The following is a 25,523-nucleotide window of genomic DNA, read 5'->3' on the forward strand; positions in this document are numbered from 1 at the left end:
AGAAGGGGCGTTGGGTCTTTCGAGGACCCGTGTTCATACCGGTTGAAACTGGACTTCACGTGTACCCGTGCTGGCTTGGTGCTGGGTACGAAGGAGGGGTAATGACCAAGATCGTCAAGAACCTCTCGGTCATGAGGACCGAGGAGAGTGACAGGCACCTGAAGATCCTCATGCAAGCCGGCATGGGGCAGTCGGAGGCCACCCGATGGGCTCTGAGGTTCGCTGCTGGTGCTCTGGCTTACGCATGGATGAACGGCTACGAGGACCGCGGTACGGTCCCCCAGATGCTGGTGCAGTACAAGGTGAAGGAGGAGTCCTCATGAAGACTGAGATGAACTCCTGCCCCGGATGGGGCGAGGAGTGCGGGAACGAGATCCGGTCTGATGAAGACCTGTGCCCCGATTGCACCGTAGGTCGGCTGGAGACTCAGTCCCCCCGAGTACCGCAGTAGCAAGACAGCTCACAAGAACAAGGCCCCCTCTCCGGAGGGGGCCTTCTGCTGTCCTGGGCAAGAAGAAGACCCCCAGCCTCAGCCCCCGGCCTGAGGCCGGTAGCCCAGACGAGGAGTCCAGGGGTCTTCCAGGACGAGAGTAGCGACTAACTGACCTTTCGCCAACTACCTTGGTGAGTAGGCTTGTAGCTGTGCACCCAACAAGAGAGCGCGGTCCGCGGTGCTCCTGCTGTCCCCCTGAGATGGAGGCTCCTGCGTTGAGGCGTCAAGAAGGCACAAGGGAAGAGCTGGTGTCCGAGCTGAACGAGGACGCCGGCTACTGGGGTTTCATCGGCAACGAGGAGAACATCACCGCGGCTGTAGATGGGGCCAAGGCCCTGGAGGACGGGGCCTTCTCCGTCAAGGTCGGGCACACGATTTACTCCGTTGTGGGCGAAGAGAGTGACGAGGGCCACACGGAGCGCTAACCTGTTATGCAGAGGTCCGGCAACGGGCCGGACCCGGCAGCAAGTTGGGACAACTTCACATGACAGCCAGCGGACAACGCACATGCGTTGAGAAGGTCGCTGCATCCTCGCCCGCCCATGGTCGGGGGCAGACGACGCAGCTTCCCAGAATCACGATCAAGACGCCTCTGCCTGACGGGTGGGCCTCTTTCTGTTCGAAGCCGGACAGTAGAAACTCCTCCATGTGGTACGCCACGGCCCCCTATGGGGTTGAGGAAATCCGTCGCAAGTTCGGGGACGAGGCCACGGCAGCCCTGGAGTACACGGTTTCGGCCTTGACTTGGCGTGACCTCCATGCGGCTGTGGCCGAGCAGGTAGCCATGTATGAGGCTCTTGTCGAAGGCCTGGAGTGAGACTCCCCCAGGGCGATGCCCTTTGGATGTCCTGGGGCTCGTACTTGGAACACCTCCAGCCCCACGACGAAAAGCCTTGCCCCGTCTGTTTGGCCGGCTCCACCCCGAACGAGGGTTGTGCTGTAGGCCAACAGCTATGGGCGCAGTACAAGGAAGCGCTGACCCTTCACCGAACTGGAGTGACGAGGCAATGATCCACATACTGCTGACCCTTTCGGGTCTCATCAAGCCTGTCGGACTGACCTGCCCTGGCTGCGGGGGAACGATGACTCCGTATGGAGACAGGTACAAGTGCAACGCCTGTGGAGCCGTCCTTTAGGACGGTTTCGTGCGAGAGCCCCACATCCGGGGCTCTCGTAAGGCATCCTGAAGGAGAAGGAGGCACCACATGGAATGCCCGAAGTGTAGGTCCACCAATGTCACCTCTGCACAGCTTCTGTCTGGGGTGTGGAAGTGTACGGAGCCGGTCTGTGGAGCCACATTTAAGAGGGACGAGGTCTATAACCGTCTGCACCGTTCGAAAATGAACGGTGCTGGGGTGTAATAAACCCTCCCTGAACGACAAAGAGCCCCCTGCCTTTACGGGCAGGGGGCTTCTTTATGTCCGGGGCTAGTTAATTCATTCTTTCCTACGCCTAGCCGGCCTCTCGAAGGGCCGGCAGACACTTCTTTCATTCATTCTCGGCACTGGACAGGGTCTACGGTCGCCAGGCTTCGGGGCCTGGCTCCCTACACCTCCCAAGATCACTAAGGGGGGTATATTACTTTTCCCTACAATATAGATGTAGGGGTCATTACCCAGGGTTTTGTGACGTCGAACCTCGAAACTGAGACTCAGATCACATGGTTGAGGCTACTTCTTTCATTCATTTACAGCCTGGAGGGCGGGGGAGAGGCTCTTTGGAGCCGAGAAAGGGCCTGTAGGGCTCTCTAAGGGGCCGAAAAGGGGTCTAGAGGGACTTGGGCGGGGATAGGGCTGGGAGGCTCTCAGAGAGCCGTACAGAGCTTCATTACCCGTACACAATCGGAGGAAGGTGCCCCCGGCGGGTCCTTGTGTTACGAACATACGCATTACCCCAGGGGTGTGCACAGCAATGCAAATGAATGAATAAACGCCTGCCGGCTTGGTCTAATAGCATTCCAGCATTCAGGGTAGGCCGGCCTTGAATTGTTGTGTTCATTCATTCAATGCCAATAGGTAATAGGCGTCGGGGCATTCGAGGTGAACTACCTCTGCGCTGATACCTATGTGGTCATACCTACCTAGCCGGCCCCTAGAGACAGGCCGGCTCAGTGTGTCGAGTACACGAGATCAACTCGCAGCACATGCCCTCTGACCATAGGGTTTGACACACCACACCACAGGGGTATATACGCGCGCACGCGTCCCTCTATACAGGGGGTGCCTGTAGGAGGGGGCCTACAGCCGGCCCCCTGGACACCCACCCATGCATGAATGAAAGAAGTTTCGTCGAGTGGGTAGTTTCGAGACATGAGTCCGTGTAGTGTTCTCTGTGTCGGGCGGGGACGGCTAACCGGCGCCAACACTGTTGGTGCTCTAGCCAGGACCGAACGACGCAGGGCCCAAAGGACCACGCAACCTGAGAGGGTAAGCGGAAGCTGCGGAGTCTTCGATCTTTTTAACTGAACAGTGAAACCGCCAATAAGGTGCCTACAGCGTAGGCACTGACAAGCGGCCTACACCACACCCTGTCTAGGTACAGGCATCCGTCCCCCAGGACTATGTGAGGGAGTGTGGCGAGACTGCCTCCACTACGGAGGATGCCAGCATGCCGGACTCATCGCATGTAGTCAGGAGAGGATAGGCAAGAGGGGTGGCCGGCGACCCAGCCAACTAGGCCGGCACAGTAAGTAAGGATCATCGGATGCGCACACTGTGCGCGTCCTCTTGAACCCGCTTACTAAGGAGGGCACATGACGCTCGTATTGGCTTACGACGAAGACGGTATGGTGAGGGCTGAATGCCGCGTACCCGCCGAAGGTGACATAGAGTCCAGAGCAAGGGAGATGCTTCTGTTCCCGGAGGTACTCTATGTGGAGGCACACGTCATTAGTGATTCAGTCGTGTTCGGCAAGTAAGTAAGGTCTCACGGGCACTCGTTGGAGAGTACGAGTGCCCTACTGGACCCGCTTACATAGGAGGAACCATGGAAGACAGCAACACTGAATGGATGCGTAGCACCCTTACCGACTGGGAGCGCGATCTACTGTCTTTGGACATGAGTAGCATTCCTGTCCGCGGCATTACTGCTGACGAAAACGCTTCGCAGGAGTAGGTAAGCAGTATCGGATGTGCGGCCGGCATGAGCCGGTCGTACGTCCTCTTACTGTCGCCTACAGAGAGAGGGAGCATGGAAGACAAGACGCTGTGTGGAAACAAATGGAAGTACGCCAAAGACACCTGCGTATTGGAAAAGGGGCACGTTGGTACCCACCAAACCACAGAGAAGCGAGAAGCGTGGACCTTCTCTTGGTTCGATGATGAGGGGACGCCGACGGAAGAATGGGTGACTATCGTCGGCCACCCTGCAAGTGGGCTCCGGTACCAGGAATGGGCCGGCAAGGCACGGATCATTCAGGAGGGGCAGGAAATCGTGTCTCTCTCCACTGATCAAGACTCTGTGTACAAGCAGTACCGTAGCCGAGTAGAACGGGCAATCGGGGAGTAGGTAAGAAGCATCGGGTAGCCGGCCCACCTTGTGTGGTCCGGGTGCCCTTTTGTTTCCGCCTGAAGTTGTTTCGAGATATGGAAGGTGAGCAATCATGCTTGCTTGGATCATGGCACTGATCATGACGCTCGTGTTTGTTTCGGGCATCACGGGGATGAGCACCACGCCGGCCCCGAGCACGGCGCAGTACGCCGCGGACAACATCAGTGATGACGATGAGTGGGAGTCGTTCCACTCTGAGGCGTACGCGGAGCACAGCGAGGCGTTCACGGCTCTCTTCAACGGCTATGAAACCCGTTGGGCCAAGAATGGACGGCTGATGATCCGTAACGGAGACTCTGGACCGTACAAGTTCGTGAAGAGAGGGCAGTGAATGAGCGACAAAGACTGGTGTACCACTCATGGGGACTTTCGGATTTACGTAGGGCAGACGACTTACCGAGGGGAGATCCTCAACGTCTATGCTGACGAATGGACTCCCAACTGTCGACACTATGACGGAACCGGTTTGTTCGTGTCAGATGGGCACAGCCCTAACCCCTTTGTGGCATGACCTACAAGTTCACCAGGAAGGCAGCATGACGAGAATTCCCGCACTGAACACTTTGCTCACCGATGCGTTGCGTGAAGCACGGCGCCAACTGTTCAACGTGTATGAGCATCAGGACACTCCGGAAAACGTCAAGGAAGCTGCGGCCGTTCTGTACAACTTCTACGGGGCGGAGCTTGATGCCCGTATGGCTGCAAAGGGGGAGGGGCAGTAATGGTGAACCTGAGCAAGCCTTCTCTTCCCACGAAACCCGTTCCTGAAGACGTATTGGAGGCACGCCGGCACAAGGGCACACCCACTTCGTTGTGGGGTTGGGGTTACTACCTCAGGAACAATGACCTCCGTGACCTTCGCATCACCTATCAAGCACTCCAGATTGGCAGGAGGGGTAAGTGAACGCGTACTTCCTGGCATGGCTCATCGGTGTGGACGTGGCCGCGGTACTGGCATACCGCGAGGTTCAGTGGCCCATTCATTGGGTGGTCAAGGCACAGCATCGCATGCGCTCCCTGGGCATCACGTCGGAGCGTGATGCACTGGAAATGTTCCGTACACAGCACCTGTACGGCTGAATTCACCCGTCAAAGTTGTTTCGAGACATGAGAGGTACTGAAATGTTCCTGACCCTGATTAAGTGCGCTTTCGGCTGCAAGAACAAGTCGCCGGAGGACTTCGACCACGGGCACACCTACTACGGCGATCCCATTTGTTCCTGGTGTGCCGGCATGTGGGATCACGACACGGGCTGCTGTGTCCGTCCGAAGGTTTCTCTCGTCAAGAACCTGAGTGACTGGAAGTACTTCCGCAACGACGATGAACCCCCGACTGAGTACGAACTTGCATGGCGCCGTTGGCGCAACGGGGCTCGCGTTTCTGCGGAATGGGCGTACCACCTCCGGAACAACGATCTGCACGAACTTTCCGACTTCTTCCAGGAGCAGGCAAGGCGTGCTCGCTGAATCGGTGGAGTGAATGTAGGGGGCCGGATAAGTACCGGGCCGGCCCCCGCATTGACCTTATCGGCACAGCAGGAAGGCAAGAACATGCATTGGGCTTATGTCCAGTGGGAGCCGTGTTTCGAATTGCAGCACGAAACTGTGGTCAAGCAGGAACACAGTCACAAGAAATGCGCTGAAAACCATCCGGACATGGAAGTAGTCGTTGAATGCGACGTCCAACTTCCGGAGGTAATCCAGTCGGTTGTGTCGGGGGACAGTAAGGAATCCGTCCTTACCGCGGCACGGACCAAGGCCCTGGAAGACGTGCCTTACGGCGCCGCCTACAGCGTCCACTACATCGGGAGGGTCTGACCATGGCCTGGCAGTCAACCCCTGGAAATGCCCGTTGGTACGGGGAAGTTGTCTTTGAAGACGGGGACGGAGGGACTACGTACAACTACGGCTACAGCGCATCTCAGGAAGAGCCGGCCCCGGAAAGTCTGAGTGTCCTTTTGCCCAAGGGCGTGGAGGCAATTGAATACAAGATTCTTCCGACACCCAACAACGAAGCGTGGGAAGACTGGAATTCTCAGCAGGAAGGACAGTGATCATGCGGTACTTCTATTACGTGCCCGCGGACTACCAGGCTTGTGAAGAGCACATGGCAGAACAACTAGGACAGTGGTTTCCGGAAACCGGGGAAGACTGTAAGGGTTCGATGTGGAACTACACAGGTTGGGACTTGGACGAACTTGTCTCAGCACTTAAGGAGTCAAAGGAGTTGCTCCCCCAACACTTCAAAAGGTTGGGCGCCCTTAAGGGACCGGACGGAACGCACTGCAATTCCCTGCACTGATGAAATGAGTGTGGACAGCATGACGTCAGAAGACATAAACGCGCTCGACACTGAGTGCGACGGACTTTTCGGCATCCTTGACTCAGCAAAGCACAACGGGTGGACTCCCGACAGTGCAGAGTTAGTCGAGCACATCCGGGAATGTCGAGAATGCTTTGACCGCAACTTCGATTTGATCGGTTAGGGGCAAGCACCAATGCGTTACATCGCTACTGCTCTTGCGTCCATCGTCTTCTCTTCGGGAATCTCCGTAGGCATCACTCACTCGGTCATGAGTGAGCGTGCTCAGAAGTCGGTGGAACGTATGGAAAAGGAAGCCTTCAACGATGGCTTCCGCTACGGGGCATGCAACGAAGGTTTCGACGGTTGGGGTACACCCTGTAAGTAGTCGCACCCAAAGTTGTTTCGAGATATAGGCCCGGCTCACAGGCTGCGCCGCTGGGGCCGGATCAGTCAGCCGGCCCCCTCTTGCTGAGTCGCTAGGAATCGCTTAGCGCATGACAGGGAGATAAGGCAGTGCCCGACACAGATCAGAAGTACCGCGTAGCCACTTACAGCTATGCCTGTACGGCATACGTCCGGACGACGCTTCGATGCGCACTTGCGCTCCAGTCGGCACAGAACGTGTGGGACAACGAGGAACATGCCAACACTGCCCGCGGAATGATGGGGCCCGTTGGCTGGTCTGAGATTCTCTCAGACACTCAGGTGTGGGAATTGACCAAGCTGGAACTGATGACCATTCATCGAGCACTGGAATGGCGTAAGGCAAAGCGGGATGCCGGCACGGCAGACACTCACGTCAGTCACGTCATTCGTGCTGAGTGGTCATTCATCGAAGCGGAGATTACCCGCGTACTCCGTGCCGTTTGGCACTCTGAGGGAAAGTATTGGATGTGAGTGGCATGTCTCGGACCTACACCCTTTGGGGTTGGACTAGCAAATGGGTAGGGGTTACGCAAGCCCTACCCATTATGAACGGGAGTCTCCGGGAGTGTCGTTCGCGGGAACGGCAATTCAAGGCTGACTATTCGGATGCTCTGTCAGGGATCTATGGGCCGGGGGATGAGCCTAAGGGGCTCATCCTGCAAGTGGAAGAGAGGGTATGCGAATGAGCGGCATGAACAGGTGTGAGTACGGGGACGGGGAATGTTTCAACGCCTGCCAGTGTGGGTGTGAGTCCGGCAAGTATGAGTGTGGGTGTGAAGGGGAGGTAGACAAGTGAGTCTTATGAAGAGGTACGCGGAAGACATGGAAGCATTCACGATGCGGGCAATTGAGGTTGCCTGGCACAAGGACGCCGGCTATCGGGAGGCTGCATTCTCGGAGTTGCTCCGGGACTGTGAGACAGCAGCAAGGGTCTACGCCTCACCCGCGGAAGTAGCGGTTCTGTTCGTCAATCATGTGACGGATACCTACGCCGCAGAATTCATGGCACAAAGGGAAGCTGCCTGAGCCTCTCGTGTTCGTACGCAGTCCCCCTCCTAACCGCGGGGGGCTGCTTGCGTTCATGGTTGGTCAGACGAGAGGGAATCATGATGCCGAGAATCACCATCGAAGCATGCGCAGCGTGCCACAAGAAAGACGGGACCATACGAGCATCCGATGTAGAGATCTCATTGGATAAGAAGATTTGGTATCTCTGTACCGAGCACGAAAAGAAGTTGGCGCAGCAACTTACCCAAACCCTTGGGGAACCGTGCGAAATAGAGGGGGAGTAATGGATTTTGCCAGGGAACTAGACGAGACACTGACAACAGTTCAATCGTGGTGCACATGCCCAGACCCCTATTGGTGTGATGGTAGCGAGTTGTTCAATGAGGGGGACGACGAATGAGCATTACCAAGGGTGTCCGAGTAAGGCTGATGGACCCGGATGGAAGGTGCGAGGGGCGAGTACCCGCCGGGAGTTCAGGCACAGTCACATGGGCAGGGGACGACGTCTTCACAGTCAACTGGGATGGATGCTCAACGCACTTTACGGCAGAGCTGCTTGAGGACGAAAACGAGGAATGGAGGCGAGTATGAGCCTGGAAACGTTCAAGCCCATGGCCTATGGGCCCATAGGTGATGCTGTCATTGCCGCGGAACCTCACACCGAAGCGGACCCCGTAGGGGTGTACGCCGCGATCCTGGCACTGTGGTCTGGAGCCCTGAACGGGCTCGTTCGGATGAGCGATGACCGGCCCGTAGTCGTCTGGACTGTGCTCGCAGGGGAAAGCGCCCTAGGGGGCAAGGGAACGGCCCTGAGGGTGGCACGGAAGATGCTGGAACACAGCATCTCCGGATTCCTGGAGGCACGGACAGAAGGGGGAGTATCCTCCGGGCCGGCGCTCACTCAAAAGATGTGGGAAAAGCAGGAAGAAACAGAAGGCACGGAAGACGGTACGGATACTCGTGTCATCCTGATTGATCAGGAATGGACAGAGAATCTGCGCAAGCAGAATACGTGTCCTACCTTTGCGTCCCGCCTACGTACAAGTTGGGATGGAGATACGATCCGGCACAACACTACTAGAGTAAGCATGGTGGTGTACGATCCTCGTTTGGGTTTCCATGCTCACATCACCCCGGAAAATTGGGGCGAGTACATAAAGCCCCGAGACGCAAAGGGCGGTAGCTATAACCGCCTCTTGCCTGTCCTGGTGGAGTGCTCGAAGGTTCTGCCCTACGGGCACAAAGAGGTCTATCCGGATATTCAGGGGCTCACTGAAGCATACGATTGGGCCCGAAGGGGCCCAAGGCTCATGTCCCTCTCCCGTGAGGCTGCTCGCAGGTTCGATGAGCTACGAGCGCATTTCATGAACAAGATGGCAGACATGCCCAAACACATTACGTGCTATGTCGAACGGACCCCTGAACAAATCATCAGAGTTGCTGCTGTTCTCACTGCCACGGAACGGAAGACGACGATCAGCCGTAAGGCTATCGACGTAGCATGGGCGTTCGTGCAGTACAGCATGCGCAGCGTAGAGAAGTTGGTCCGGGAAGACACTAAGGCGTCGAGTAAGGCAGTCAAGACTCTGCCTGATCTCATCCGAGACAACCTCCGATTCTTCGGGGGCAAGGTGGACCACTCGTCTCTCATCAGACGATTGGGAAACCGAGCGAAGGCCGATGAGATCAAGACTGCCATTGCGGGTATGTCTGATATCAAGGTCATTACCGGGGTGACGTCCGGCCGTGGCCGGCCCGGGGTGGAATACCGATGGGCGGACAAGGAAGACGAGACAGCCGCGGTACAGGAAGAGCCTGCCCCTGTCATTCCGGAGCCTAGGCCGGCTCAGCCGGCGACCCTGGACAACCCGAATACCCAAGAACTGATGCTATCGGAGGGTTGGTTGTGAACCCTTCAGACATGCCTCGGAGCAAGCCTTGCCGGACCGTAGGAGGCACGACACAACGGGGGGTAGGCATGAAATACAGGGTTCTTGCGTGGATAGAGGCGATAGCACCTATCATCGTAGTAGGTAACGTCGTTGGGGTGCTGTACTACCTAGCGATTCACTGGCAGTAGAACGAACAGCACCACTAGGGGAGGCAAGATCGTGTACAGCATCAGGGACAGGCACACAGGAGAAGAGCACTACGGGGAGTCATGGGATGAAATTGCAAAACGCGTGTGGGGCCCCAAGGCTCGTGTGCAAGTAGGAGAGGCTGTCGGAGGGGAGGGTAGTGGTGTCCGCATGGGGATGATCGTAGAAAAGGAAAGCAAGGCTCACGGGGAAAATGCATTCTCCGTGATCGATACTGTAGTTCTGTACAAGTAGGGGGTAGTGGTGACAGGGAAATGGATTGCAACCGTCCGACGTACGTCGGACGGATTGACAAAATCCAAAAAGTACGATTCGGCGTACGAAGCGGCGGAACCGCTTGAGCGCGTCATCCTGGCATCAGGATGGACTTACCCCGATACAGCGCTTAATCCGGCCACGGAGCTAATCGCTGGAACGTACATCGTTATCGGGGGACATGAGTACTCCGTGAGGCGTGCTGAATCCTGACACACTGCGGAAACGAGAAAAACCCCCCGGCCAAATGGCCGGGGGGTTTTTTGTTTTCTCTCACTCTAGATCCGTCTCCACAGACCTAGTTCATGGGCCGGCTAGCGTCGCATGCAATGCGTAGCGACTACTCAGCCGGCGGAGTCTCCAGGTAGGCCCGGAGGGTCTTAGCATTCTCAACGCGTTGAGCAACCTCACCCGCAGCAAGAGCAGTAGTGGAAAGAGATACGGCCCATTGCCACGGAAGGGTGTCGAGTAGGGCTACGGCTACTGGAGCAATCGCAGCAACGACCGCGGACAGCCGTACGGCGTGGCGGAGCAGACCTTCTTTCATTCATTCACCCCCCTCAGTAGGTAGCCGAGACGTCACATGCCGCGGACGCGGTGAACTCAACTTGATCTCCGAACAGAGTGCGACTGAATCGACCGAACACCCTAGAGCCGGCTGCGGGAACCGTAGCCGTAAGGTCCGCTACAGCAAGCCCCTCTACAGTGGCGGAGGTCTTAAACGTAAGGGTGACTGCGGAAGCCCCAGGGTTGTCTACCGTGAGCTGAAGTCCAGTCGTGTTCGCCACGACGTTGCCCTCTACTAGGTCAGCAGCAACGGGAGTAGCGGCATTGACGCCGGCCTGAGAAACCCTAAGCGCATTTACAACAGTGGCCATAAGCATACTTCTTTCATTCCGAAGACATTAGCGGGAGAAAAGCAGGGGCGCCCCCAAAGGGCGCCCTTTTCTATTCACGGAATTGAGGGGAGGGGAGAGGCAGGCGGGGGAGTTCCCAGAACTTTCCGGAATCCCGAGAAAAGCGCTCAGGATTTTTGAGTACGGTTTCATGCTATGAGATTATTCAAATCTGCTGATATTTGAAACGCGGTAAGTGACTCGCGCGCGGGGGTGCCTGAGTGCAGACGCCCGTATGTGACTCGCGCGAGGCCGCGACCCCTCGAATCCGGCCACCTCGGTCTAAGCCTTCGGAACCTTCAGCCGATCCCAACTCGTCTTGCCAGGCCACCCATCAGCGTCAGAACCGCGGTAACCGAGCTTGAGCTGCCACTTCCGGTAGCTCTTCCTGTCGGACTCAGTCCACTGCTTACCAGGACCCACCCGGTAGGCAGAGCAGCCCTCCTGGACCAGGCGCTTGCCCATCCTCTCGACGAGATCCGCCTTCGGAGCCCTCTTGAAGTACGCAGCCCCGGGATACGGCTCGTAGGAGACGGACTTCGGCTTAGGGGTCGGCTTGCTCTTGGCAGGGACCTTCAGCTTGTCCCCGGGATGGATGACATACGGAGCCTTGAGACTGTTGGCCTTGGCCAGATCCCCCCAGTCGATCCCGAGCTTCTTACCGATCCGAGAGAGGGAGTCTCCAGCAAGAACGGTGTACGTGCTGCCCGTTGGCTTCGGGGCAGACGGCTTCTGGGGGTTGGTCGGCTTGGGCTTCCCCGCCAGGGTGGCTTCGATGTCTTCCCTGACATCGTCCATGTCCATCATGTGCCCCGGCTTGTAGCCCGGGTCCCACTTACCGGGAGAGCCGGACTCGCCATGACCGATGACGGAGTACTCGTTCCATCCGTGGAAGTCGAGTACCGCGGACGCAAGATTCAGAAGCGTCTTGTACTGAGCGTCAGTCATCGCGTGAGAACCTGAGTACCAGATTTCCACTCCATAGAAGCGGGCATTGAAATCGGTGTTGGACTCGTTGTCTACGGGAGCAGGACGCTCATCTATCACCGCGTCCAGGACGTCATCGTCTCCCATGCCGGCGTGGTTCGCCCGGCCCCAGCCGATCAGATGAACAGTGCCATCCTGAGCCAGGCCAAAGTGACACAGAGGACCGGGAAGGCTGCTGTAGCCGTTGTAGAGAAGCGCACGCTGGTCCTTAGCATCAGAGCCAGTGTGATGGACCATAAAGCCGTTGACAGGACCCCAGGCCCCCTTGTGGTTACGGTTGTGGTTGGACCAGTCTCGGTACTCCTTGAAGGGGACTCCCCACTTCTTGAGCTGAGACTTGATCTGAGACGGAGTCATAGGTGTAGCCATTAAAGCCCCCTCGTGTGTCGGAATTCTTCGACCTTTTCGGGGTCAAGGGCAGACAGAACGGCGACAAGGGTCCTGGTCTGCTTCTTCAGTTCCTCTAGTTCGTGCTTCACGCCGTTCAACTCGTCGATGAGCCTGTCAGCCCGGCTCTTCTGAGCCTCTGCCTCTTCTTTCCATGAGTTGGCAGCGTCTTGCCACACTCGGGCTGTGTTGGCCCGAGTTGAGTTCGTTCGGATCTGAGCAACGATTAAGGCGATGGCACCAGCGACACCGGCCAGCGGTCCGCCGTAGGTGCTGAGGATTTCGAGCATGGTCAGTGCCCCTCTTTTGTGTGACTCAAATGAGAGTCAGGCATACAAAAGGGCCGCTCCTTGAAGGAGCGGCCCCTATCCCGTCTTCAGTACTACGAGGGCACTCGATCCTCAGCAAAGTTGTTCCCTACTGTGGTGGTGATGGCAGTGAACCGGATGCGCTCGTTAACACCCTCCTGGAAAACCCCAGCGGTGAGGGCGTGGAGATAGGCCCCGATCACATTCACGTCCTTGGCGTTGGAAACCCTGACGCCATACTCGGGAGAGGTGTTAGCCGTACCTCCGTCATCCGTGCCTACATAGCATCCAAGGTTGGTAACCACCACAGGCGCCGTGTTGAGCAGAGCCAGGCCGGCATAACCTCCACCACCAGGACCGCCGTTACGGCCATCCCGACGAGTGTTGAGGGCATTGATGAGGAAGGGTCCGTTACCCGAAGCGTCGATCCGGACGCCATCCCAGCCGTTCCGGTCAGTGGAACAGCCAGTCATCGTCATGGACCCCGAGCCAGGCCAGTTGCCCCAGCCCCCCGTGATGTGGAAGCCATAGTTGCCACACCACTCAGCACGGGAGTGAGTGATGATCGTGTTAGCAGAATTGGAGATCTTGTAACCCGAAGACCAACACCCAATGACCTGACAGTCTTCAAGAGTGAGGTCCGTGTTCCGCTCGAACTGCATGCCGTTGACATGGCAGTTGTCCACCATGACCGAGTGGAGACGCCACGAGTACGGCCATTCATCAATGGCATTTCCCGCAGTGATGATGCCGTTGTTCGGCATCTGACGAATACAGACATCCCTCATCACGACATTCTGAACATTGCCCTTGGCATAAACGCCATCAAGGCCCCCGGTAGGAACCTGAGAGCCGTCCAGCATGAGGCTGAAGATGCGCTGCTCTCCATTGAGAGCCGGGTGGTCTCCGTCGTCCTCACCGATGATGGTGATCATTGCTCCTGTGGTAAAGGTCGGAGCAGCCTGGAGATAGCAAGGCCACTCATCACCAACCATCCCAGGACCCACCATGAGGTTGGAGTGCGATCCCATGAGAGTGACCCCACGAGGGAGGTCCAGGGGATAAGAGACGATGTAGACGCCCTTGGGGAAGTAGACGACACCGCCGTAGCCGGCAGCATCGATCGCAGCCTGAATAGCTGCGGTGTCATCAGTAACCCCATCTCCCTGGGCACCGTATGAAGCGGCCTTGACGTTCAGCCAGTCGACGGAGCCTCCTCCGTCTTCTCCAAGAGAGGCAGGAAGCTGAGCAGGAAGCACCTTTCCGTCAGGTCCAAGAGTGGCAAAGCCCTCGGGCATTGCCCTCTGAGCGTTGATCTCGTCAAGAGCATCCTGCTTCGATCTGTGAGGATCGTCTGCAACAAGGTGGTTGGCCAAGTCCGTCCCTGTGTTGACAGGGACCATAGCTACTCGGCCGGCTCCGAAGTCGGCGTAAAGCAGCGTGACTCCGTCAGGCCCGTAAAAGTGAGGCACCATACCCTGTGCGTCTGCTGTCAGAACCACGATGGGGTTACCACTTGCGTCCTGGAGATCGGTGATCTGCATTGCCTCAGCAGAGAGACCAGCCCAGACAGTACCCTGAGCCCCGGGAACTCGTGCCCCCGATATATCCTCGGCTACGTCTGCTGCTGTACCACCAAAAAGATTGCGAGCCATAAAAGCCCCTTCACTTAGTCAAACACGTTCGTTTCGTAGGTCCCCGAAAGTTCCAGGGTTGACCTACCTGGAATAAGTCTGAGGCCATCGAGATCCCCCCGACCGTTAGTAGGACTGGGAAGGTACAAGTAACAAGTTGTTCCGCCAGAAGTCGTTTTTCCCTTGACGTCCGCAAAGTTGGGCAGACCATCACGGACCTCCGGGTTGTCTAGGAACCCCTGGAACATACCGGGAATGGCATTAGACGCGGGAACAGGAAGGTTGGTCGCGATAACCCACCCACCGTTAGTGGCGCCGGTTGCCTTGGTCGACGTGTTACGGATTTTGATAGACACGTGAATCAACCCTGGAGCAATTATTCTCCAAGAGCCAGTGCGGTTAGCAGCAGGAGGCTTGTTGTTCACGGTAAAAATGTCTGGGGTGTACTTCCTCCGCTTACCAAGAGTCCGGGTGATCATGTCGCCTTCGAGACCTCGGTAACCTTCTTCATGCCCAGAATTGTTGTTGGTGTCCAAGTCCAGGGTGAAGCTGCCAACAGGCAGCGAGTCAGAGACTTCCTTACGCCACCAAGGCGTTGACACCGTGCTCGGGACATCGAAGCGCCGACGATCCGTCAGGAGTCTTGCTCCGTTATTGGCCTCCAGTTCAAGGCACCAGATCGGAGTTTCCCAGATGCCTCCAAGAACCCGCTGAATAGCGGGCTCAGGGGCAGCGGAAGCGGCCTGACCCGTAACGATGGCAAGATTCACTGAGCCAGTGGACATGTCCGTACGGATGACAATAAGGTCCTTCCGCGGAAGGGCTCCAGAGTTGGTCGGCAGACCATGAGTCCATGGGGCGTCGAGCTTGTAATAGAACCCGCCGTTCCAAGAAGAGCCAGGCTGCACCACCAGATCAGAACCCGAGATCACACAGTCAAAGGGGAGCTGCGAGGACTGATAGGTTGGGGCAGTGAGCTGGAAATCGATTCGGTCAGGTCCCCACAGGTGTGACATAGCCTGCCACTGAACTTGGGAGACCATCTTTCCGCCACCGCCGGCACTGTCCGCAGCAAACGGGTAGCTAGTTTCTGCCATCTCACATCCTCGCTTCCAGTTTGCGCAGCTTCTCGCGCATGTCGAATACCGTCTTGTAAAGGTTCAGGGGGTCACCACTTCCTTGCTCACCGATCTTTGGTGCGACAGTGAGCGCATTTCCTCCGTCGTCCACGGTGATGTTCACCTCTCGGACCATATCTACATACGTTGAACCGTCCACTTCAACGGACACGAGGTCACCAACGAAGTAGTCCCTGCCGAACTTGATCTGTTCCGTGTCGATGGGGTAGATCTGAAAGTTCCCGCTCTTCTCGCCCTCCTTGAGGGCGTCAGTAGCAGCCTGTTCCACGGCCTGCAAAGCCTGCTGGAACTCGGCATCCGTGACATCGGCATTGGCCTTTATCGGCGCCCCATCCGATTGCCTCGTCATGATGGGGAGGTCCCTCCGGTCAATGAACTGCTCTATCTGGATACCCCATTCGGATTCTGCCGCGGCATCGATTTTCTGATACAGGTAGCGGTCCACCCCTTCGCCTTGACAGGCGACAATGGCTCTGGTGACCTTCGGAGCGCTGAGGGTCCATATGTACTCGCGAAGGTTCCCCAGCTCGGGGGAGAAGCGCACGGCCTTGGAGAGGTCACGGGGCTCGTATATATCAAGGTCAATGGCCCTGGTGTTCGGGTTGTAGAGGAGCTGCCAACCCGTCTTCTTGTCGCTGCACCACTCGGTAAGCTTCTCGCCTACGACGTCGTACCTGAGGCTGTCTGAACGAGTAGCCCCAAACGAAGGAACAGCCCCCACGTTGATCCCAGTCACCTGACGATCAGCAAGAGCACCAGGACCGACGGACTTGTTAAGTTCGTCGTAGATCAGCTTGCTTACCGGACCATTGACCATGCGGACATCGAGAACGGTGGAGTACTGCTGCGAAACAGTCTTGGCAGGGTCCACAAAAGACAGCCGGCTGAAGGCCAACTTGTTGTCAGTCTTGCCCCCTACGAAGACCGATCCTTCGGAGCTGTGCTGCTGTACGGTCCAGTACTTCTGAAAGGATTCGATCTGTCCTGTCAGGATGGGCTTCTCCACACCATCCTGATAGATGGCAACTCCTCCGCCTTGCTGGAGGAGTTCTGCTTGTTCAGTACCCGACTTGACGAGGAGCTTCCATGAGCCTTGGTCACAGTACTGAATCACCATGTCAAGCTGAATCCAGGTGTCAATCTCTCCAATGCGTCTGAGATCCTTGTCTCGGACCTCTATTCGGTACCCCATATCAGTAGCCTTCATATTGCGGTTGAAAGACCAGGCGCACCTTGGCGTTTGCTGACCCCGGTACGATGTCTACGGTGCAGGTGGATTCTCCTTCTGGGATAGCCCATAGCTGAGGATTGTCATCGAGCAACGGCCAATAGTTGGTGCCTTGGTCGTCCTTGAGGGACTTGAATCCGGGCCTCGTGTCGACTACGAGAGTTCTTCCACCGGCCACCACGTCTGTGCCATCAACGGGAGGAGTGATTCCGAAGGAAGAGCCGTCGGGACTGGAGAAAGTGAAACCCTTGATAGGCCCTGTCAGTTCCCAACGAGGCCATGCCTGCACATCTCCAGGGTTCTGGACGAGAACCTCGGACCCCGAGACTATGCCGGCATTGAGTTTCAGCGGAAAGAAAGGGTCCCCCAGGAAGGCTTCTCCTGTGCCGAAGATCCACTGAGCTACCTGGACGTCATCGGAGAAGAAATAGGGATCGTACGCAGTGAACTGAAGGCCGAACTTCTTCCAGGTGAAACCGGCCTGGTCAACAGTCTCAGAACCTTCCATCCCGCTCTTGTAGTAACACTTCAGGTACCGCGGGATGGCATCGCCCTCAACGAACTTGAGGATGCAGTACCCCTTCTTGGGATTCAGAGCTGAGACGAGTCGGCTTTTCAGAGAACGGACAGTTCTCCGATCAATACCATGCAGGTACACAGGGATCATGATTTCCCGTGAGACAGCCCTGGCGTCTCGGAAGATCCCACCATCAAGATTTGGACTGTCATCGGAGTGCAGCTCATAAGGAGGCGCATCCAATCCCGTGGCGCCGGGCATCAGAATGATGCCCGGCCACCGAGACCCGGAGAAGTCGGTGAGGGCTATTTCCTCGCCCTCACCGTTCTTCCCTCGGATAGATACGTACGTCCTTCCCCAGTGCACTCGCTGAGGAGGTTGGGGGCCTGTCGGTGTTGGAACCGGCGGGGCCGCCCGTAGCACTGGAATGGGCATACGGCCACCTCTTTCCTATAGCCGGTCTCCATACATCGTGTCGATGTACTGGAAACCTCTGAGAATCGCCTGAGGCGTGGTTTCGTGCTTTGCCTCCTGAACCGTCACGGAAATAGGACGACTGTCAGTCATCAGGGACTCAGTCTCTCCGTTGCTGTAAACCCGCTCACCACCGCGGAAATTCACCAGCTCCGGGCCTCTCTCACCCACAAGAGCAAGTCCTGGAGAAGCACTGAGACTCCCTGTCCAGTAGCCCTTGACTCCCGAAAGAGCCCTACGCCACCCAGAGCCGTAGCGACTGGTGGCATAGTTGAGGCCGGCATAGATACTGGCCATCGGGTTGGTGATGCCCAGATGCCTGTACGGCCCCGCATACGCATTGAAGGTTTGCGGGATGGTCTGCATCAGGCCTTGAGACGGGTAGCCATTCTTGGCGTTGATGTCCCAAAGGTTGATGGCATTGGGATTACCTCCGGACTCCACCTGGATACGGTGGAGGACCAAGGGCACGTCCGACATGGGAAGCCCGAGCTGAGCAAGGGCCATCTTGACCTGAGGTGTCCAGCGGGACACCGCATTACCTACACCAGGAATACCCAGGTTGATGTTTGCCTGGCCCTCCACATCGGGTCTCTTGACATCCAACTTGGTGCCCTTGAAGTCAAAAAGGCCTTCCATGTTCGGAAATGATTCCTTGGCTGTGGAGTAGGTGTCCGCGATGACCTGAGCCGCGTAATCCTTGGGAGAACGCCACATCTCCCGAGTTGCCGATACCATTCCGGTCAGGGCGTCGTACTCCGAAACCACCAGCTCCCAGACACCACCTACGGCGTCCTGCACAGTCCCGATCGGGTCCGTGACAATGGCCTTGCCGATGTCCCAAAGGCTCTTCCCCGAATCCCAGATACCCGTGAAGAGATCCTCCACAATGTTGCTCAGGTTGCTGGGAGAGAAGAGGTGCCCGACGAAGGTCTTTCCTCGCTGAAGGATGTTTCCCTCACCCTGCCAGACGTCATCCCAGAAAAGGGGACCCGCGGTCGGGCCCAAAGCACCGCCCACGATGCCAACAGCCTGACCGAGGCCCGTAGGAAGCCTCTTCAGGGCATCCCAAGAACCTTCGGTGATGAAGTCGTAGGTTGCCTTGTACTTCTCGGCAAAGTTCCTGCCGATTCCACGGCTTGCCACACTTCCCGTACCGAGGATTCCTTGTTGGGTCGGGCCTCCGAGAGGCCTGGAGGAACTGTTCATGTCCATAGTGGCTAGGCCGGCGGACACGTTCGGTCCCACATCGTGGCTCTGTGCCAGAGCAATAAGCCTGTCGAGCCCCAGCTTCTCAATGACACCACCATCAGCGAACTGCTGATGTGTCATCGCCTTACGCAAACCGGAGACGCCTTGCGTGCGAGCAACGGAGTTCATGTAGTTCACGTACTGCGGACCCACAGCCGCGGTCCACTCGGGCCGCATGATGGCCTCTCCACCCGAGAGATCAATTTGACCACCCGTGGGGGAGTAGAAGGAATGAATGTCCCTTCCAGGTGTGTAGCCCGGAAGAACGGCAGGGTACATAACCCGGCCCGTGGCACTTCTGTTCCTCTTTCCCTTGGAGGAGCCTCCTCCGCCTCCTCCGTTACCGGGGGCGTTCTTGCCGATGTCCTCCAGCCGGCTATTGAGCGTGCCTGCCTTGCCTCCAGCATCGTCAAGAGCATCCTTCAAGTCATTGACATGACCTGTGACCTTGTCGAGCTTTCGAGCATTGAGGTTCACCACTCGTCCAGTCAGACCGGACTTGTTGGTGCCCACCAGAACGTGAACATCGTTGACCGCTGTCTTGAGGGTTCGGAACTCCCCACGGAGAGCGGACAGCTTGGCCCCGTTCAGGTTCGACACAGCCCTACGGGCTGCATCTACCTTTGCCTTGAGCTGATCTGCCGACTCACCCGCAGTGGCGTGCTCGTTCCGAAGTGCATCGAGCTTCCTTCGGTTGAGGGCACCTACAGCAGACGAAGTGTCATCGATCTTGTTCTTAAAGTCCGTCACGGAGCCATGAGCCCCGTCAACAGTGATCTTCAGCTCTACGAGCTTCTTGCCGTTGAGGTTGACTACAGCCTCACCAGACTGATTGACCTTCGAGGTCAGATCCTTGGCCTTGTCGATGACTGACGAGAACTCACCAGCAAGAGCCGAAAGGCTCTGCCGGCTGAGCTGGTTCACCTGAGGGATGACCTGGTTGACCTGAGTGCGAGCCGTCTGAGCGGAGCCCTGGAGGCTCCCGTTCCCGGAGCCGGCGAACTGGTCTACCAACTGACGGATAGAGGTTGAGTTGACATCCCGGATCTGCCTTTGCAGATCCCGCATGCTTTCCTCGGTCTCCCTGATGGCATCCTCGGTGTCCCGGATCTGTCGCTGGAGCTGGTTCCGTCCGGAGTCATCTCCTGTGAACCGGTCCCGAAGTCTCGCGATGGGACCTCGAACATCCCCTCCACGAAGCTCAGTCCTGCGATCCCGGTAGCGTTGGGACATCCGGTCTCTGACATCTCCGACGTCACCACTCCGACCCCAGGCACCTCTCCGCGTGCCTTCACGGACACTGGAACCGACCTGACGCACACCGCGGGTAGCTCCGCGAAGGCCCTTGAAGACAGCACCAAGAGGAGACAAGGCAGCAGCCATGATCCGATTGACCTTGCCCAGAGTCTTCGTCAGAAGACCAAGAGCCAGGATGAAGGGAGCAGCCATTACGGCCATCTTCAGGAGACTGGCGAAAGTCTCCTTGATCTCCGGATGCTCTTCCAGCCAGTCAGAGAGCCACTTGATCTGTTCCACGAAGGTGCCAAGGGCTTCGAGAGAAGTCTTGATGAGCCAAATGACGTTGTCCTTCTGACCAGATCCAAGTTCCTGGATCTGCTGAAGGAGGCCACCCTCGTAGGTGTACTCACCAGTCTCGGTGAGTTCTCCCATCTCGTCCCGCTTTACAACCGGGACCCTCTTGCCCATGATGGCTTCGCCAAGACCGGTGTACTCGTATTCTCCGGTCTTGGGGTTCTCACTGGCGAACAGGGAACCCAACTCATATTGGGCACGTTCCTTCATCTGAGAGACACGACCACTGATGGTGGCGGAAGTCATCCGCTCGCCGAAGCCGGCGGATCCACCTGTGCGAGGACTGTCCGGGTTTACAACACGCAATCCAGTCTTCGGATCAACCCTCGGATCACCCTTCTTGTCGAGCTGGAAATAGTTCGGGTCCCAATACCGAAGGAGGTTGTCAATCATGTCCTGGCCCTTGACGCCGCCACCCTTGGCTACGGGAGTGCCGACAACATCCCAGAACTCTCCTGCGTCATTGAAGCCGAACATGCGAGCAAGCTCAGAGGCAGAAATACCCGAGGCCTGAACCAATTGGTTGATGTTCCTCGTCGGAGCCTTGTCCATATCAAGCATGCGGTCCACCGCATACATGGCCCTCTGGAACATGTGCGGGTCCAGGTTTCCCGCACGGGCCATTGAGTCACCAACGGCCATGATGATGTCAGAAGTCTTAGTGGCTGCCCTGTTGGCAGCAGTCCTCTTCGTCTTCGGGTCATACCAGGTGTCATCAGCACCAGCCAATGAACGAATGATCTTCATCTGGTATTCGTGCATCGTCTCGATGCTGAACGGAGTGTTGATAGCGTATTCCTGGATACGCTGCATCTCCCTGGCGGAAGACTTGTTGTCAACTCCAGCCGCGGAGAGACCCATCTGACCGAGGATTCGCATATCCGCGGACTTCACACCGATGGTGGTCAGCATCGCTGACACAGAGGCCAGAGGCATAAGGAGGCTGGTGCCGATGAGCCGTCCAGTCTCCACGATGTTGGTGCCGAGTTGCTCAACTGCCTGACTCTGCCGACGCCACCCTGTCTGAAGGGTGGTCAGATTCCTGCCTACAGAGCGGGTATGGTCCTGCATCTGTCGGCGGTACTGAACGAGCTGATCCCGCAGAGCGGCGGCCTGGCCCCGATGGGCGTCAAGCTGACTACGGAGACCTGCGATGGTCTCTCGTCGCTGCTCGGCAAGTGTGCGGCGGAGTTCTTCCCTCTGTTCCCTCTGCGACTGACGGAAGGCCGCAGCCTCAGCACGAGCGGCCCTCTGAGCTTCACGCGTACGCTCAGCCATGAAGCGCTGATACTCACGCTGTGCTGTCTCCCAACGCCGAGCCTCATCTCGCCTGGCCTGCTGTTCAGCACGCTCCCTCTGGCGAAGGAGACGAAGACGTTCCCGTTCGGCCTGTTCCCAAGAACGGGACCGATCCCGGTTGGCTCGCTCTTCCTCCTGAGTCGTCTGACGAAGAGCCCGACGAGTCTCGGCAGAGGTGCTCTCCAGGAGACGCTTCTTCTTCTTCTCCAGCTCAGCAGCCTCACGGAAGCGCTTCCCCGCTTCCGTGCCGTACTCCTTGGTGATCTCCTGCTCAATGCGCTTGAGTACCTTCTTGGAGTCGAGAGAGGCCTTCTGGATCTCCTTCTGTGCCTTCTCAGCAGCAGCCTTGGCCTTCTTGGGGATTGTGGCAACCTGACTGACTACACCATCAGTGAAGGACTCGCCGGCCTTCTTGCCGGAGGCTCCCATCTGCTTTTCAAGCTGAGCCCGGGTCTCCTGAAGCTGCTTCTGGTTGATCTTGGGGAAGACATCAATGTAACCGCTTCCGACCTTGATTGGACCCCGGCCGCTGCCAGTCGTAGCCATACGGCCTCCTTAGGAACTCATGCGGTTGAAGAAAGCAGCCACCTCCTGACCGCTTGCAAAGGATTCAGTCTTGGGCTTCTCAGGAACGACCTCGGGTTGTCCAGGTCGGGTAATCGGCTGAGGCGCTTCAATAGGCTCAGCATCAGCAGACGAGTTGGCTTGGATGAAGAGGTAGTTGGACACCTCAAGTGCGTCACTCATCCGAGCCGCTATATACATCTCAGGAGACCACCCAGCAGCCTCATCCATAGCCATGAGCAGTACCGATCGACCCGGCTTCCTCATCAGGGATTTGATGTAGGAACCGAGCTTTCGGAAAGACAACCGTCCGCGGAACAGGTCGTTCAAATCCTCCTGGAAGAACTCCATGAGGTCTGCTTCGAGTTCATCGGAGAACTCCTGCAACACACGGACGGTTAGAATCAGTTTCCCTCGTCTTCAGCTCCACCCTGACCCGACGCCTTCAGAACGAGGTCGGAGAACTCACCAAACTGACGGATGGTCGGACGGGTCTTGCGGAACTCAACCCACTGATCCGGGCCAACGATCTCCTGAATGATCTCGAACTCCGACTCAGCAAAAGCAACTTCCATGGGGATGTCCAGCGGGTCAGCCGGCACCGTGTAGGTGAATCCCTTGTAGTCGAAAGTTGCAGTCTTCGGAGCCTCAGCGTTCTTCTCATCGTGCGTCGCCTCTGCCTGCTTGGCAGCCAGGGCGGAAGTCTTGGCAGAACTCGTCTTACGGGCAGCAGTCATGGTGAATCTCCTGAGTGGTCAAGCAATGAGTGAGTGAGAGAGAGTTGCCGGGGTTTTAGACCTCCCGGCAGGGTCACATGATCAAGCGCCCATGTTCTCGTTGGTCAGGACGTAACCGAGGCTGCCGTCCAGGTCCATGGCGTCAATCGTGAGCTGGAAAGACTCGGACTGAGTCCGCTGAAGGGTAATGGCGCCCCTCTCAGAAACCATGGAACGGGCAATGACGGTCCTCCAAAGGTGTGTCTTGTACTTCCAGTCAACGACGAGGCTGAACTCCACCAGCTCCGGAAGGGAGCTGAGGTTCAGTCGGTACTCACCCGTAGGAGTCGGAGTACCATCAACGTCCTCAACGATCTCGGTCCAGGTCGTTCCGAAGAAAGTCTCAGTAACGAGCTTCGAGGCCTCCAGGAGGGTGGCCTGGATCTGGAAGGCCGCGGAATCCACGTTGTAGAGAACGGGAGCCGCGGACTGCCACGCGTTGAGAGGCGTGGTCTGAATGGTCGGCGTCAGAGTGACACCTTCCTCAGACACATAGCCAAGCGCCTGGTATCCAGCCGGCGCAGTTTCACCATCTCCGACCTCAGTCGGCAGGACCAGAGAGCCCCCAGCGGGGGCGATGTAGAGCATTCCACTCGGGGCAAAGCGGATCTTCTCCGCGTTTCCAGTAGCCATGTAGCCTCCAGGGCAACAAAAAAGGCCCCCTTCGAGGGGGCCCCAGGTGTGTTAGTCGGTTCAGTTTTCTACGCAGTAGAGGGAGACCACTCCGCAGTAGACGTGCTCCCGTGAGGAGGCGTCAGGCTCATAGTCGGGGTACTCCTCATCGTGGGAGTCCAGGAAATACAGGTCTCCCACTGACACATCCCTGAGCCCCGTCAAAAGGTGCTTACGGACAAGAAGGGCGAGGTTTACAGCCTCCCCCCTGTCCAAGCTGTAGACCTCGTAAGCAACGTAGATCCGGTCTCCCACATCCCTGAGGAACCGATAGCCGTCGTCTACGTAGACATAGATTGTGGTGTCTCCGACTTCCCGGGAGGTCATGTCTGCCGTGACGCTCCCCGTAGGGATGTCAGGCAGGCCTCTGAGGTAAGGCACCACAGACGCCATAGGGTCAAGACTCATTCGTCCACCCTCGCCTTCAGTAGAGCCTCACGCAGGAACCTCTTGCCGGGATGCCGGCGACCCTTCTTGTCAGTCCATCCACGGTCCTGAAGAAGCGTGTGCCGAACTCGATCATTGAGTTCGATGGTGACGTTGCCCCAATAACCTCTGGCATCCTTCTCCACGAAGGCAGAGATGTTCTTCTTGATCTGGTTCCAGTTGGTCTTGGTGGTCCTCGAACGAGGAGCCTCCCTGATAGCCCCGTCCCGGATATCACCAGTCACTTCAGCTACCAGGGCGCCGGCTTCGAGGGTGCCAAGCATCTTGGCTTCCCAACCGCGATGCATCGTCAGCTTGAACTCGCCTTCTCTCATCCGTTCTTCGCCCTCCAAATGATCAGGTGGGTGTTACGGGTAGATCCATAGGGCCAGAGATCCGGAGGACCATCCACCTCATACCAAATTCCTCGCCACTTGACGCGGTGCTGATCATCAATCAGCTCGGTATAAGGCAGGTAGACATGTAGTCGCTCCTGAGCAAGGTCCCTCTCGGGGGACCTCATCTCGAAGTTCCTGTCAGGCTGGACAGAAGCACGGGAGGTCAGGACCAACACAGGGTCGGTCCAATCCCGCTTGGTATAGATCCCGTCCTTGTTCTCAGCCGCGGAGTAGACCTCTACGACCTCATCCCACTGACTCATCAGCAGTCACCCCGCTTGAGGGTGATGGTCCCGGCTGAAGGCCGGTATCTCCGAAGAGCCTGCATGGCAGCAGCAGAAAGCGACTGAGGAGAAGACGCCGTGGCGTACTCCACTTCCCGCTCTCCAGTCCGCTCCATGGCAAGCCCGGGAGTCTGAGCCATCCATCGGATGACCTCAGCCGCGGTGGTCACCTTCAGGATGGCCGGCGGAGTGGTATACCCCCACGATCCAGTCACAGTGACATAACCTGAGGAAGGCCAACAGGACTCCAGGACAAGGCAATTCCCGTTCAGCCTCCAGTCCACAACCGCGGTCCCGTCGCTCAAGGCGACGGAGTCAACGGTGAGGAACGAGGTGTAACGCCTAGGGATTTCGATGAACCAACCCCCTCTAGCCGGGAGCTGGAAGGACTGGTTCTCATGGCGTTGGAAATCAAGTCCGCAGTAGTCCTCAATGAGAACAGTGCAGTCATCAATGAAGGCCTGGACTCGGGCCTGCTCTTCAGGGGTCAGTGGCCACCCGAGACGGGTGGCCACCTCCTCAACAGTGACAAAAGCCACTAGTCATCCCTCCCTT

27 protein-coding genes are annotated in these 25,523 nt (G+C 57.4%); 14 read left to right on the plus strand and 13 right to left on the minus strand.

Annotated features, from left to right (window positions below):
• Window positions 1-101: 101 nt before the first annotated feature.
• The 14 genes from ACP4IX_RS15155 (at window position 102) to ACP4IX_RS15220 (ending at window position 10,114) form a co-directional block, all read left to right on the plus strand.
• On the plus strand, window positions 102-323 hold the full coding sequence (locus ACP4IX_RS15155; protein ID WP_426555777.1) for a hypothetical protein: 222 nt from the start codon (window positions 102-104) through the stop codon (window positions 321-323).
• 418 nt (window positions 324-741) lie between these two features.
• Complete coding sequence (locus ACP4IX_RS15160; RefSeq protein WP_426555778.1) at window positions 742-918, plus strand: hypothetical protein; 177 nt, start codon at window positions 742-744, stop codon at window positions 916-918.
• Window positions 919-1,139: 221 nt separating this feature from the next.
• Window positions 1,140-1,310, plus strand: a complete 171-nt coding sequence (locus tag ACP4IX_RS15165; RefSeq protein ID WP_426555779.1) for a hypothetical protein — start codon at window positions 1,140-1,142, stop codon at window positions 1,308-1,310.
• Window positions 1,311-3,478: 2,168 nt separating this feature from the next.
• Window positions 3,479-3,607 carry a hypothetical protein gene (locus tag ACP4IX_RS15170; protein ID WP_426555780.1) on the plus strand — a complete coding sequence of 43 codons (129 nt, stop codon included), beginning with the start codon at window positions 3,479-3,481 and terminating at the stop codon, window positions 3,605-3,607.
• A gap of 75 nt (window positions 3,608-3,682) precedes the next feature.
• Window positions 3,683-4,000 carry a hypothetical protein gene (locus ACP4IX_RS15175; protein WP_426555781.1) on the plus strand — a complete coding sequence of 106 codons (318 nt, stop codon included), beginning with the start codon at window positions 3,683-3,685 and terminating at the stop codon, window positions 3,998-4,000.
• A 94-nt stretch (window positions 4,001-4,094) separates the two neighbouring features.
• Window positions 4,095-4,373: a hypothetical protein gene (locus ACP4IX_RS15180; RefSeq protein ID WP_426555782.1), complete on the plus strand. Its 279-nt coding sequence runs from the start codon at window positions 4,095-4,097 to the stop codon at window positions 4,371-4,373.
• Between the two features lie 205 nt (window positions 4,374-4,578).
• On the plus strand, window positions 4,579-4,764 hold the full coding sequence (locus ACP4IX_RS15185; protein ID WP_426555783.1) for a hypothetical protein: 186 nt from the start codon (window positions 4,579-4,581) through the stop codon (window positions 4,762-4,764).
• Window positions 4,765-4,942: 178 nt separating this feature from the next.
• Window positions 4,943-5,122: a hypothetical protein gene (locus tag ACP4IX_RS15190; protein ID WP_426555784.1), complete on the plus strand. Its 180-nt coding sequence runs from the start codon at window positions 4,943-4,945 to the stop codon at window positions 5,120-5,122.
• Between the two features lie 42 nt (window positions 5,123-5,164).
• Complete coding sequence (locus tag ACP4IX_RS15195) at window positions 5,165-5,509, plus strand: hypothetical protein (RefSeq protein WP_426555785.1); 345 nt, start codon at window positions 5,165-5,167, stop codon at window positions 5,507-5,509.
• A gap of 353 nt (window positions 5,510-5,862) precedes the next feature.
• Window positions 5,863-6,096, plus strand: a complete 234-nt coding sequence (locus tag ACP4IX_RS15200) for a hypothetical protein (RefSeq protein ID WP_426555786.1) — start codon at window positions 5,863-5,865, stop codon at window positions 6,094-6,096.
• A 764-nt stretch (window positions 6,097-6,860) separates the two neighbouring features.
• Window positions 6,861-7,244: a hypothetical protein gene (locus tag ACP4IX_RS15205; RefSeq protein ID WP_426555787.1), complete on the plus strand. Its 384-nt coding sequence runs from the start codon at window positions 6,861-6,863 to the stop codon at window positions 7,242-7,244.
• Between the two features lie 321 nt (window positions 7,245-7,565).
• Window positions 7,566-7,799 (plus strand): hypothetical protein, encoded by a 234-nt coding sequence (locus ACP4IX_RS15210; RefSeq protein ID WP_426555788.1) that lies wholly within the window; start codon window positions 7,566-7,568, stop codon window positions 7,797-7,799.
• A gap of 569 nt (window positions 7,800-8,368) precedes the next feature.
• A complete protein-coding gene (locus ACP4IX_RS15215; protein ID WP_426555789.1) occupies window positions 8,369-9,691 on the plus strand; it encodes a DUF3987 domain-containing protein in 1,323 nt (440 codons plus the stop codon).
• A 201-nt stretch (window positions 9,692-9,892) separates the two neighbouring features.
• Complete coding sequence (locus ACP4IX_RS15220) at window positions 9,893-10,114, plus strand: hypothetical protein (RefSeq protein ID WP_426555790.1); 222 nt, start codon at window positions 9,893-9,895, stop codon at window positions 10,112-10,114.
• Between the two features lie 1,199 nt (window positions 10,115-11,313).
• Here ACP4IX_RS15220 and ACP4IX_RS15225 read toward each other — a convergent pair.
• The 13 genes from ACP4IX_RS15225 to ACP4IX_RS15285 form a co-directional block, all read right to left on the minus strand.
• Window positions 11,314-12,387 (minus strand): peptidoglycan-binding protein, encoded by a 1,074-nt coding sequence (locus tag ACP4IX_RS15225; RefSeq protein WP_426555791.1) that lies wholly within the window; start codon window positions 12,385-12,387, stop codon window positions 11,314-11,316.
• Window positions 12,387-12,695 carry a hypothetical protein gene (locus ACP4IX_RS15230; RefSeq protein WP_426555792.1) on the minus strand — a complete coding sequence of 103 codons (309 nt, stop codon included), beginning with the start codon at window positions 12,693-12,695 and terminating at the stop codon, window positions 12,387-12,389. The genes ACP4IX_RS15225 and ACP4IX_RS15230 overlap by 1 nt, the downstream gene beginning before the upstream one ends.
• 92 nt (window positions 12,696-12,787) lie before the next feature.
• On the minus strand, window positions 12,788-14,257 hold the full coding sequence (locus tag ACP4IX_RS15235; protein WP_426555793.1) for a glycosyl hydrolase family 28-related protein: 1,470 nt from the start codon (window positions 14,255-14,257) through the stop codon (window positions 12,788-12,790).
• A 125-nt stretch (window positions 14,258-14,382) separates the two neighbouring features.
• On the minus strand, window positions 14,383-15,444 hold the full coding sequence (locus tag ACP4IX_RS15240; RefSeq protein ID WP_426555794.1) for a hypothetical protein: 1,062 nt from the start codon (window positions 15,442-15,444) through the stop codon (window positions 14,383-14,385).
• Between the two features lies 1 nt (window position 15,445).
• Entirely contained in the window at window positions 15,446-16,693 is a 1,248-nt protein-coding gene (locus ACP4IX_RS15245; protein WP_426555795.1) for a siphovirus ReqiPepy6 Gp37-like family protein, read from the minus strand.
• Entirely contained in the window at window positions 16,680-17,666 is a 987-nt protein-coding gene (locus ACP4IX_RS15250) for a phage tail domain-containing protein (protein WP_426555796.1), read from the minus strand. The genes ACP4IX_RS15245 and ACP4IX_RS15250 overlap by 14 nt, the downstream gene beginning before the upstream one ends.
• A 15-nt stretch (window positions 17,667-17,681) precedes the next feature.
• The gene (locus tag ACP4IX_RS15255) at window positions 17,682-22,394 is read right to left on the minus strand and encodes a transglycosylase SLT domain-containing protein (protein WP_426555797.1); all 4,713 of its coding nucleotides are present in this window, start codon (window positions 22,392-22,394) and stop codon (window positions 17,682-17,684) included.
• 9 nt (window positions 22,395-22,403) lie between these two features.
• Complete coding sequence (locus ACP4IX_RS15260) at window positions 22,404-22,802, minus strand: hypothetical protein (RefSeq protein WP_426555798.1); 399 nt, start codon at window positions 22,800-22,802, stop codon at window positions 22,404-22,406.
• Window positions 22,803-22,816: 14 nt separating this feature from the next.
• Complete coding sequence (locus tag ACP4IX_RS15265; RefSeq protein ID WP_426555799.1) at window positions 22,817-23,149, minus strand: hypothetical protein; 333 nt, start codon at window positions 23,147-23,149, stop codon at window positions 22,817-22,819.
• 81 nt (window positions 23,150-23,230) lie between these two features.
• Complete coding sequence (locus ACP4IX_RS15270; protein ID WP_426555800.1) at window positions 23,231-23,821, minus strand: hypothetical protein; 591 nt, start codon at window positions 23,819-23,821, stop codon at window positions 23,231-23,233.
• Between the two features lie 60 nt (window positions 23,822-23,881).
• Entirely contained in the window at window positions 23,882-24,253 is a 372-nt protein-coding gene (locus ACP4IX_RS15275; protein ID WP_426555801.1) for a hypothetical protein, read from the minus strand.
• A gap of 11 nt (window positions 24,254-24,264) precedes the next feature.
• Window positions 24,265-24,621, minus strand: a complete 357-nt coding sequence (locus ACP4IX_RS15280) for a hypothetical protein (RefSeq protein WP_426555802.1) — start codon at window positions 24,619-24,621, stop codon at window positions 24,265-24,267.
• A 325-nt stretch (window positions 24,622-24,946) separates the two neighbouring features.
• Window positions 24,947-25,507, minus strand: coding sequence for a phage gp6-like head-tail connector protein (locus ACP4IX_RS15285; RefSeq protein WP_426555803.1), 561 nt, complete (start codon window positions 25,505-25,507; stop codon window positions 24,947-24,949).
• Between the last annotated feature and the right edge of the window lie 16 nt (window positions 25,508-25,523).

The organism is Streptomyces sp. WG5, from assembly GCF_049974565.1.
In the GTDB taxonomy this organism is placed as follows: Bacteria; Actinomycetota; Actinomycetes; order Streptomycetales; family Streptomycetaceae; genus Streptomyces.

Bases quoted from the DNA above. Each gene is read 5' to 3' on its own strand.
- ACP4IX_RS15155 (WP_426555777.1), top strand. From the start codon at position 102: ATGACCAAGATCGTCAAGAACCTCTCGGTCATGAGGACCGAGGAGAGT.
- ACP4IX_RS15165 (WP_426555779.1), top strand. From the start codon at position 1,140: ATGTGGTACGCCACGGCCCCCTATGGGGTTGAGGAAATCCGTCGCAAG.
- ACP4IX_RS15170 (WP_426555780.1), top strand. From the start codon at position 3,479: ATGGAAGACAGCAACACTGAATGGATGCGTAGCACCCTTACCGACTGG.
- ACP4IX_RS15175 (WP_426555781.1), top strand. From the start codon at position 3,683: ATGGAAGACAAGACGCTGTGTGGAAACAAATGGAAGTACGCCAAAGAC.
- ACP4IX_RS15180 (WP_426555782.1), top strand. From the start codon at position 4,095: ATGCTTGCTTGGATCATGGCACTGATCATGACGCTCGTGTTTGTTTCG.
- ACP4IX_RS15185 (WP_426555783.1), top strand. From the start codon at position 4,579: ATGACGAGAATTCCCGCACTGAACACTTTGCTCACCGATGCGTTGCGT.
- ACP4IX_RS15195 (WP_426555785.1), top strand. From the start codon at position 5,165: ATGTTCCTGACCCTGATTAAGTGCGCTTTCGGCTGCAAGAACAAGTCG.
- ACP4IX_RS15200 (WP_426555786.1), top strand. From the start codon at position 5,863: ATGGCCTGGCAGTCAACCCCTGGAAATGCCCGTTGGTACGGGGAAGTT.
- ACP4IX_RS15215 (WP_426555789.1), top strand. From the start codon at position 8,369: ATGAGCCTGGAAACGTTCAAGCCCATGGCCTATGGGCCCATAGGTGAT.
- ACP4IX_RS15225 (WP_426555791.1), bottom strand. From the start codon at position 12,387: ATGGCTACACCTATGACTCCGTCTCAGATCAAGTCTCAGCTCAAGAAG.
- ACP4IX_RS15230 (WP_426555792.1), bottom strand. From the start codon at position 12,695: ATGCTCGAAATCCTCAGCACCTACGGCGGACCGCTGGCCGGTGTCGCT.
- ACP4IX_RS15235 (WP_426555793.1), bottom strand. From the start codon at position 14,257: ATGCAGATCACCGATCTCCAGGACGCAAGTGGTAACCCCATCGTGGTT.
- ACP4IX_RS15240 (WP_426555794.1), bottom strand. From the start codon at position 15,444: ATGGCAGAAACTAGCTACCCGTTTGCTGCGGACAGTGCCGGCGGTGGC.
- ACP4IX_RS15245 (WP_426555795.1), bottom strand. From the start codon at position 16,693: ATGAAGGCTACTGATATGGGGTACCGAATAGAGGTCCGAGACAAGGAT.
- ACP4IX_RS15250 (WP_426555796.1), bottom strand. From the start codon at position 17,666: ATGCCCATTCCAGTGCTACGGGCGGCCCCGCCGGTTCCAACACCGACA.
- ACP4IX_RS15255 (WP_426555797.1), bottom strand. From the start codon at position 22,394: ATGGCTACGACTGGCAGCGGCCGGGGTCCAATCAAGGTCGGAAGCGGT.
- ACP4IX_RS15265 (WP_426555799.1), bottom strand. From the start codon at position 23,149: ATGACTGCTGCCCGTAAGACGAGTTCTGCCAAGACTTCCGCCCTGGCT.
- ACP4IX_RS15270 (WP_426555800.1), bottom strand. From the start codon at position 23,821: ATGGCTACTGGAAACGCGGAGAAGATCCGCTTTGCCCCGAGTGGAATG.
- ACP4IX_RS15275 (WP_426555801.1), bottom strand. From the start codon at position 24,253: ATGGCGTCTGTGGTGCCTTACCTCAGAGGCCTGCCTGACATCCCTACG.
- ACP4IX_RS15280 (WP_426555802.1), bottom strand. From the start codon at position 24,621: ATGAGAGAAGGCGAGTTCAAGCTGACGATGCATCGCGGTTGGGAAGCC.